Source organism: Micromonospora sp. LZ37, assembly GCF_059359015.1.
Map to the genome: position 1 here is coordinate 38,399 of NZ_JCADBL010000010.1, position 9,153 is coordinate 47,551.

A 9,153-nucleotide genomic window follows, 5' to 3' on the forward strand; every position below is an offset into this window, starting at 1 on the left:
CGTTACGCCGCCCGAGATCGCCACGCCGCCCCGGGGTGGGGCGGCGCGTCGTCACCCCGCGGTGCCGCCGGTATCCCGGCTTGCCACGGCCCTGTCAGGTCGACCGCAGTCCTCCGCTGTTCAAGGCATGGGAGGTCGGCGACGTGCCGCAAGTAGGAGGCACGGGTCGGCGAGAGGATTCCCAGCTGCCGACCCGTGGTACCTCCATACGTCCGAGCCGGTGTCGCTACTCCCTCGGCGCTCCGGGTGACCACTGGTTGGCGAAGGTTTCCATCTGGCGGATGACCAGGTCGACGGCGGCGCGCTCGTGGTCCGGCGGGTAGTCGTAGCGGGCCAGCAGCCGGCGGATGTGACTGCGCAGCTTGGCGCGTACCGGCTCGCGGGAGAACCAGTCCACCGTGATCGACGACTGGATCGACTTCACCAGCTCTCGTGCGATTGCCGCGAGGGTGCCGACGCCCATGAGCTCCGTAGCCGCCCCGTTCTGGGCGACGGCGTCGTAGAAGGCGAGTTCGGCGTGGTTCAGCGGAGGATCGAACTGCTGGCCGCGTCGGGCGTCGGCGGACACCTGCTTGGCCAGCTCGACCAGCTCGACGATCAGCTGCGCGCTGGTCAGCTGCTGACGCATGTAGCGGTTCATCAGGTCTTCGAGTTGGGCGGAGAAGCGTTCCTGCCGGACCACGTTGTGCTTGGTGACCTCGCGCATCTTTCGTTCGATCAGCCGGCGCAGCGCCGCGGCGGCCAGGTGCGGGGTCTCAGAGTTCTCCAGGCGTTCCAACGCCACCCCGTTGAGCTCGGTGATGTCGAGCTTGCCGAGGCCCGCCTCCTCGTAGATGTCGGTGATGTCGGCGGCGTCGACCACCTCGGCGGCGAGCTGGGACAGGTAGCGTTCCACCTCGGCCGTGTTGGGCAGGCCTTTGGCCTCCCGGTCGGCGGCCTCCTCCTTGACGATCCAGACCCGGACGTCGCGGAAGTAGTGGATGTCGCGGCGCATCCGCTGGATGTCGCCGGCACGTTCGGCGAAGTCGCGGCTGGTCGCGCAGAGCGTGTAGAACCGTTCCAGCCGGCCCGCCGCCTCACGGAAACGCCGGTGCAGCGGCTTTGTACCGGGATCGACGTCGTTGCCGGGCGTTCGCGGGTTGCGAAGGAAGTTGGCGGCCTTCTTCACTGCCCGGCGCCAGCGGGTCGGGTCCTTCTCGTCGTCCAGGATCTCCCGCCACTTGACTGGGGCCAGCATGGCCTCGAGGACCGAGATCTCGTTGTGCACCTCACTGATGGCACGCTCGATCTCGCGGCCGAGGGTCTGATCCTCCTGGTCGCTGGGCGTGTACTCGGTGAGCGCCTTGCGCAGGTTCTCGGTCAGCGGGGCGTAGCCGACCAGCAGGCCGTCCTGCTTCTCGCGGAACCGGCGGTTGACCCGGGCGAGCGCCTGCATCAGGTTGGCGCCCTTCATCGGCCGGTCCATGTAGATGGTGTGGATCGGCGGCGCGTCGTAGCCGGTGAGCAGCATCGAGTGGACGATCAGCAGCTCCAGCTCGTCGTCCGGGGCCTTGGCGCGGGCCTGGATGGTCTTCTGCTGTGATGGGCGCAGGTGGTGCGGGCGTAGCACCTCCTTGTCGCTGGGCACCCCATGGAAGACGATCTTCATCTTGCCCTTGTCGACTGCCGGGTCCGCCCAGTCGGGCCGCAGCTCCTTGAGGGCGTCGAAGACGCGGACGCAGATCTCCCGGGTCGCGCAGACCAGCATGGCCTTGCCCGGCCCGCCGAGCTGCGGCCGCATCAGCTCGCGCCGCTTCTCCCAGTGCTCGACGAGGTCCTTCGCGAGGGTCTCGACCCGGTCGGGGGCGCCGTAGACGGTGTTCATGGTGGCCGCGTACGCCTCGGCCTTGCGCCGCTCCGCGTCGTCCAGGCTGGCGGTGAGCTGCTCCACCTGCTCGTCGATGCTCTCCGGGTCGATGTCCGGCGGCAGCGACACCGGGATGATCCGCGGCTCGTGGTAGACCCGCACGGTCGCCTCGTCGTCGACGGCGCGCTTCAGGTCGTACACGTCGATGTAGTCGCCGAAGACGGCGCGGGTGTTCACCTCGGCGGTGGCGATCGGGGTGCCGGTGAAGGCGATGAACGTGGCGTGCGGCAGCGCGTCACGCAGGTGCCGGGCGTAGCCGTCCAGGCTGTCGTAGTGGCTGCGGTGCGCCTCGTCGACGATCACCAGGATGTTGCGCCGGTCGGAAAGGAGCGGATGCGGCCTGCCGGCGTCGCGCTCCTCTTTCGTACGCCCGAACTTCTGCAATGTGGTGAAGATGATGCCGCCGGCGTTCCGGTTCGACAGCTTGTCCCGCAGCTCGGCGCGGGTGTCGGCCTGCTCCGGCTCCTGGCCCAGCAGCGTCTGGCTGTCGAGGAACGTGTCGAAGAGCTGGTCATCGAGGTCGTTGCGGTCGGTGAGCACCACGATGGTCGGGTTCTTCAGGGCGGGGTGGCGGGCGGTCATCGCCGCCGTGCACACCATCTCCTCGGACTTGCCGGAGCCCTGGGTGTGCCAGACGACGCCCGCCTTCCCGTCGCTCTGCGATGCCCGCACGATGCACTCGACGGCCCGGATGACCGCGAAGTGTTGGTGGGCCTTCGCGATCCGTTTCGCCTTCGACGTGAAGTTGACGAAGCCGCCGGCGAGCTCCAGGAAGCGCCGCTGGTTGAACAGTCCGTAGAGGGCGACGATGAGCGCTTCCGGGCCGTCGTATTCTGGCGCGGTGGTGTCGACGCGTTCCCCCTCGTCGTCGATGTTCCACGGCGCGAAGTGCTCGTAGGGGGTGAACGGGCTGCCGTACTTCGCGGTGACCCCGTCGGAGATCAAGCACAGGACGGCGTGCCGGAAGGCGAGCGGGAACTCCGCGAGGTACGCCTGGAGTTGGGCGTGCGCGCCGGTCAGGGTGGCGTTCTCGTCGGCGGCGTTCTTCAGCTCGACGATCGCGACCGGCAGACCGTTGAGGTACAGCACGATGTCGAACCGGCGCCGGAAGTCACCATCGACGATCGTGACTTGGTTGATCGCCCGGTAGACGTTGCGGCCGGGGTCGTGCAGGTCAGCCAGGCGCACGGTGGGATTGTGGTCGGCACCGTACGCGTCGGTGTACGTGATCGAACGGATGCCGTGGACCAGCCGCTCGTGTGCCGCCCGGTTCTCGGCGAACGCCTCCCGGGAGGCCACGTCGGTGGCGGCCCGCATCGCGTCGGCGACCGCCGTGGGCGGCAGGTCGGGGTTGAGCCGCTCGATCGCCGCCTGCAGGTCCTCGACGAGCACCAGATCGGCCCAGTCCCGCCGCTGCCCCGACCCCGGCGCGAAATCCTTCCCGGCACCCGGCTCCCACCCGAGCTCACCGAGCTGGTCCAGCGCGAGCGCCTCCCAGTCCGCCTCGTTCATCCACCCGCCCGCACCCACCACAACCCCTCCCCGTTAACCGTTTACTTACCTAAACCGCTTCTTCCACGACCTTCTCGGCGTCCCTGACCCGCAACCGCCCCGACATCAACTCGGGCAACAACGTGTCCCGCAGGCGTACGAGGACGCGCGACTCCTCCATGAGGGATTTCAGATGGCGGAACGCGACGCCAACCTCGGCGCCGAAGGCCGAAAGCTGACCAAAGTCCGGTCGACGCACGAAGAAGTCCGCCGCGTCGGCAGCACTCACTCGCTGCCGCCCAGATGAACCCACCATTTTCCGTATCGCGTGTTCCCGGAAGCGCTCATCTCGGGCGAGGAAGTAAGAGAACTCCGGCGGCACACCCTCCCGAGACCGCATCACGATGAACTCAGTCGACCCGGTTCCGGTCTCACCATCCTTGAGGAAGTCCACGTATCCTGTCTTACCGTTCTCCAAGCAGGGGGTGATGCGGGCCAGTACCGTGTCGCCATTCTGGAAGCGGCTACCGCCCTTCGGGGGCCGGTGAGCCCAGGTCCGGATCGAGGATAGGCGCGTAGGTAGGGCCGCCATGTCAACGTAGACCGCGTCGTCCTGAGTGGGGCGTGGCGTGCGTGGATTGAACTCGACCAGCTCGGTAATGGCGCAATCACCCTCCCCTGCCGTGCCGAGAGTGGCGAATTTCGCCTGGAATATGCCGTCATACGTTGCCGCGATTCGGTCATTAATCGCGATCTTGTCATCCAGAGCGGAAAGCAGGGCGACGACGGCGTTCTGAACGGGCAGCTCGGGAACCGGAACCTGCAGTCGCGACAGATCGCTTCCTCTGATACCAGCTGCAGCGACTTGGTGGATTATCGGTTCTATGGATTGGCGGCCCAGGGCCGATCGGAAGTAGTAGTAGTAGTAGCGAGGATTCACGGTCGCGGAATCGAGTCGCACTCGGATTAGGTGACTTTCCCAGGTGCGCGGCTCGATGCCTGCGGCGACGTAAACACATCTCCCAGCACCCTCGTACTTTAACGATTGCCGTACGAAAAGCAAATCGCCTTCCTGGAGAAGGTAGCGCTGTCGCTCTGTATCCGTGAGGGGAACGCGCTCGCACTCCTGGTCTGCAATGACGTCGTACTTGAAGGCCTCCCCCATGTTCACCATCGGAACACCGCTTCCACGTGTGGCCGACGGATAGCTGACGCCATTGCGTAGAGGTGAGGCGAATAGTTGCTGGAACTCGGCCTGCTTCATCGCGTGACCTCGCCCAGCCGGCTACGAAGAGCCGCTTCAATCCGGGACGACTCGTCGAAGTGGGCGTACAGCTCCTTGGTGAGGCGCTCGATGCGGTCGGCGAGCGGCTCGGCGTCCGGGTCTTCCTCAGCTTCGGCGGCGCCCACGTACCGGCCGGGGGTGAGGACGTGGTCGTGGGCGGCCACCTCGTCGAGCTTCGCGGAGTAGCAGAAGCCGGGGATGTTTTCGTAGGTCTGGCCCTTGGTCTTGGCGGACTTGGTGCCGCGCCAGGCGTGGTAGGTGTCGGCGATTTTGGTGATGTCGTCGTCGGTGAGGACGCGCTCGGTACGGTCGACCATGGTGCCGAGGGCGCGGGCGTCGATGAAGAGGATCTCGCCGCGCCGGTCGGTCAGCGCCTTCGCGCCTTGCGGGGTCTTGTCCTTCGTCAGGAACCACAGGCAGGCGGGGATCGCGGTGGTGCGGAACAGGTTCGGCGGGAGAGCGACCATGCAGGCCACCAGATCAGCCTCGACCATCGCGCGTCGGATGTCGCCTTCGCCGGACTGCTTCGATGACATCGAGCCGTTGGCGAGGACGACGCCAGCGCTGCCGCGGTCGCCCAGCTTGAAGAGGATGTGCTGGAGCCAGGCGTAGTTGGCGTTGCTCTGCGGCGGCACACCGTAGCGCCAGCGCGGATCGCTCTCGCGGCGCGCCCAGTCGCTCATGTTGAACGGCGGGTTGGCCATGATGAAGTGGGCCCGCTGGTCCGGGTGCTTGTCGTCGGAGAACGTGTCGGCCCAGCGGTCGCCGATGCCGACCGGGTCCATCCCGTGGATGGCGAGGTTCATCTTCGCCAGCCGCCAGGTGCGCTCGTTGGCCTCCTGACCGTAGACGGCGATGTCGTGGGTGTGGTCGCGGCCGGCGCGGGCCTCGACGAACTTCTTCGACTGCACGAACATGCCACCGGATCCGCAGCACGGGTCATAGACCCGGCCCTCGTAGGGCTCCAGCACCTCGACAAGAACCCGCACCACGCTGGACGGGGTGTAGAACTCGCCGGCCCGCTTGCCCTCGGCGCGGGCGAAGCGCTCCAGGAAGTACTCGTACACCTCGCCAAGGACGTCCTGTGCCTTCCGGTCGCCGTGGCCGGTGAAGCGGGCGTCGCTGATCAGGTCGACGAGTTCCTTCAACCGCTTCTGGTCGACGTTGTCCCGGTTGAAGATCTTCGGGAGGACGCCGGTGAGTGCCGGGTTCTCCCGCATGATCGCGTCCATGGCGTTGTCGAGCAGCTCGCCGACGCCGGTGGGGGCGTTCTCCACCAGGTAGTCCCAGCGGGCGTTCTCCGGGACCCAGAAGACGTTGGCGCTGGTGTATTCGTCACGCTCGTCGAGGAACTCGGCGCGGCGGTTCTCCGGGATGTCGGAGAGGCTGTCCGCGATCTGGTCGCGGCGCTCGGCGAACGCGTCGGAGACGTACTTCAGGAAGACCAGGCCGAGGACGAACTCCTTGTACTGTGCGGCGTCCATGGAGCCGCGCAGCTTGTCGGCGGCCTTCCACAGGATGTCCTGGATCTGCTTGGTGCTGGACATGCCGGGCAGCTCGCCCTGTCCGTTGGCACGTTTGCGTGGGGGCACTGTGTGTTCCGTTCTCTCGTTCAGGAGTTCGTACCGTACAGAGTGGTGAGGGTGCCGTCGGCGAAGCCGGTTATGGCGAGTTCGCGCAGTTCGGCGAGGAGGTCGGCCTGCCGTCGCAGTAGGCGCTCGCGTTCGTCGAGGCGGCGCAGCACGTCGTCCAGGCGGGCCGCCTCGTTCCGGCTCAGGTCGGGGATCGTCACGTCGCGCAGCCGTGGGCCGCGCACCGCGCCGGGGCTACGTGCGGTGTTGCGGGCGGTGTCCAGCAGCCCCTTCAGCACCCGTGGGGTGAGGGCGTCACCGGGAGACGTGCGCAGACCACGGGCCGGAAACTCGATCACCGAGAAACCGTCCTCGTCGAGGAGGACACCGAACTGGGGCACGGCGGTGACCACGAGGTCACCCGGGTCGGTGAGGGCGACGTGCGGGTACTCGGCGGCGAGCGTGAGCCGGTCCATCCAGCGCTTCGCCGATTGCGCGACGACCTCCACGGCGCCGATGACCCGATGGTGGCCGTGCGGCCTGACATGCTCGGGTAACAGGCGGTGCCCCGGGAGGAGACGGACGCGGCGAGCCGTGCGCAGTGCGCCGAGGGAGAGCTCCCTCGGCCGGGTCCCGTCGCGCTGCACCGCCCCGGTGTTCAGGGCGCCGTGCTCGTCGGCGTACCGGATGGTTTCTTGCTCGGCGTCGGTGAGACGGCGCTCGAGCTCGCCGATCAGCGCGGGCCGGTCGGCGGCCTGCCGGGAACGCAGGGTTACCGACGCCGGGCCCGGCGGCCGCAGCGTAGCGCCGCGGCGCAGGTCGAGGGCGTCGAGCGGGACCACCAGGCCCGTCCGCGGGTCGTGCCCGTCACGCCGGTGTCCCTCGGCACGCCACAACAGAATGTCCTCGGCCGCGGTCTCCACGACGCGCTGATCGAGGGCGCCTCCGCTGAGGTCGGCCAGCAGTAGGCGGCCCTGGGTGTCCGGGACGGGATCGCGAGTCAGCGTCCAGAGCGCGACGGAGTGGCCGGGGCGGGCCGGGAAGACGCCGCCGGGGAGTCGCACCACGGCCTCGACGAGGCCACTGGTCAGCAGGTTCGCCCGCTTGGTGATCGCGTCGGTTTCGCGCAGGGCGTCGACCAGGCTCGCGGCGGGGCCGACCACGACGGCGGTGCAGCCGGGGCCGAGCCGATCGGCGATGTCGCTGATCCTGGCGAGATCCTCGGCCGTGTCGCAGAGCTCGGCGGGCTGGTAGGGAAGCCTGGTGACGATCACGTTCACGTCGGCGAACTCGTCGTTCAGGTCGTCCGGGAGCACCGCGAAGTTGAACTCGGGGACGCCGGTGAGCAGCAGGCGGCGGCGGATCAGACGGGCCAACTCGGGGTCCGGCTGCGCGGCGTTGAAAACCAACGCCTCCGGCTCCTGACCGACCAGCAGGGCGGCGAGTAGATCGCCGGAGCCCGCATGAGGGTCGCCAACGGTGAGGCGGCCGCCGGTGCGTAACCGACCAGGCACGTCGGCGGTGAGCCGGATCAGCGTGACCAGGTGGGGAGTGAGCGCATCGGTGGCCAGTTCCGGCCAACCGAAGCGAGCGCAGTTGCCGAGCAGGAACTGGTAAGCCCGGCTCGCCTCGTAGGCGCCCTCAATGAACTGCTCGACCATCCCCGGAAGATCGGCCAACGCCGGGGCTTCCTGCAGGTTGGTGAGCAGGAACTCGTCATCGGGGTCCAGCCGCTCGGCCAGCGGCAGTGGATCGGCCGGCAATGGCCGTCCGGCCAGGTGACGCAGGCAGAGGGCGGCGCCCAGGGACAGCACCAGGCGGCGGCCGCCGTGCGCACGGGCGTACGCGGTCAAAGTGTGCATCGCGCGCTCGGCGCGCAAGCTGTCGGCGTCGGCGTTACCGAGCTTGCGGTCCAGCAGCCAGGTGAGGACGGCGTCGGCGGGGAAGAGCGGCTGGCCGCTGCTGCCCGGGGCCGGAGCGGGGAAGTCGGGGTGGCGGCGCCGCCAGGTCGTCACGACTGGGCGCTCAACCTGTGCCAACAGGGCGATCTCGCCGTATGACATCAGCTCAGTGGCCACGCCTCTCACCTCCTCCGCGATCACGGAGGCTCACTGTAGTCGTGACGATCGTCGTAGTCGACGCCACTGCTTGATAACCCGCCTTATCAAATATCCGTATCCGCTGTGCGGACGGAGGATGGTGTTCTAGTCCGGCGAGTGGCTGCGGCGGCTCGTCCGCGGTGTGGTTACCTTCGTCGACTCGGCGCGGACGCCCCCACTGGGCATCAGGAGCAGCAAGACCAAGATCGGCATCAAGATAACTGAGCGAATGGCAGGGCTGACTGTGCGGTACTTCGTGGGCACCCACGGGCGGATCGACCGCTCGTGGCTCGACGAGCAACCCGAGATGAAGCGACACTTCAAGGAAGATCCGCAGGACTGGCTCGCGGTCCTCCCCTATGACGTGGCGTTGCGTGACGTGGAGCTGATCAAGGCGGTCGTCGAGCCGAAGACGCTGGGGGAGGTGCGCCGGTCACCGCTCGCGCTTCCACTGGTCAAGGCCCAGTTCGATGATCGGGCGGCCATGGACGGTGAGCCGGCGTTCAACGACCTGGGGGACGACGTCCCGTTCGATTGGTATGACGATCTCGGTCTCTTCTGGCGGCCGGACCCACGATTGCGTACGGCGGAACTGGCGCCGCCCAGCCTGCTCGCTACCTTCGGCCGGGAAGACCACGCGTACGGCATGGACTACGAGCCGGCGACCTGGTTGCCGCTCGACGACCAGGTCGCCATCGAGGCGGCGCTTCGCGAGCTGGGGCACGAAATCGCCTACGACGACACCCTTCTGGACCGCTACCTGGCGTAAGTCGGTCAGGGAGCCGTGAACTGGCAGCTCTT

Annotated in this window: 5 protein-coding genes; 1 reads left to right on the forward strand and 4 read right to left on the reverse strand. The window is 67.7% G+C overall.

Translation table 11 applies throughout. From position 1 onward, the window contains the following. Positions 1-226 precede the first annotated feature (226 nt). The 4 genes from AC5L3Z_RS20390 to AC5L3Z_RS20405 all read right to left on the reverse strand — a co-directional run bounded on the left by AC5L3Z_RS20390 (position 227) and on the right by AC5L3Z_RS20405 (position 8,331). Positions 227-3,436, reverse strand: a complete 3,210-nt coding sequence (locus AC5L3Z_RS20390) for a type I restriction endonuclease subunit R (protein ID WP_494844560.1) — start codon at positions 3,434-3,436, stop codon at positions 227-229. Between the two features lie 31 nt (positions 3,437-3,467). Next, positions 3,468-4,661: a restriction endonuclease subunit S gene (locus tag AC5L3Z_RS20395; RefSeq protein WP_494844218.1), complete on the reverse strand. Its 1,194-nt coding sequence runs from the start codon at positions 4,659-4,661 to the stop codon at positions 3,468-3,470. Next, positions 4,658-6,229 (reverse strand): type I restriction-modification system subunit M, encoded by a 1,572-nt coding sequence (locus AC5L3Z_RS20400; RefSeq protein ID WP_494844220.1) that lies wholly within the window; start codon positions 6,227-6,229, stop codon positions 4,658-4,660. Before AC5L3Z_RS20400 ends, AC5L3Z_RS20395 begins: the two co-directional genes overlap by 4 nt. A gap of 65 nt (positions 6,230-6,294) precedes the next feature. Continuing rightward, positions 6,295-8,331, reverse strand: coding sequence for an SAM-dependent DNA methyltransferase (locus tag AC5L3Z_RS20405; protein WP_494844222.1), 2,037 nt, complete (start codon positions 8,329-8,331; stop codon positions 6,295-6,297). A gap of 163 nt (positions 8,332-8,494) precedes the next feature. Here AC5L3Z_RS20405 and AC5L3Z_RS20410 point away from each other — a divergent pair, with 163 nt between their 5' ends. Beyond that, positions 8,495-9,121, forward strand: coding sequence for a hypothetical protein (locus AC5L3Z_RS20410; RefSeq protein ID WP_494844224.1), 627 nt, complete (start codon positions 8,495-8,497; stop codon positions 9,119-9,121). The last annotated feature ends 32 nt before the right edge of the window (positions 9,122-9,153 follow it).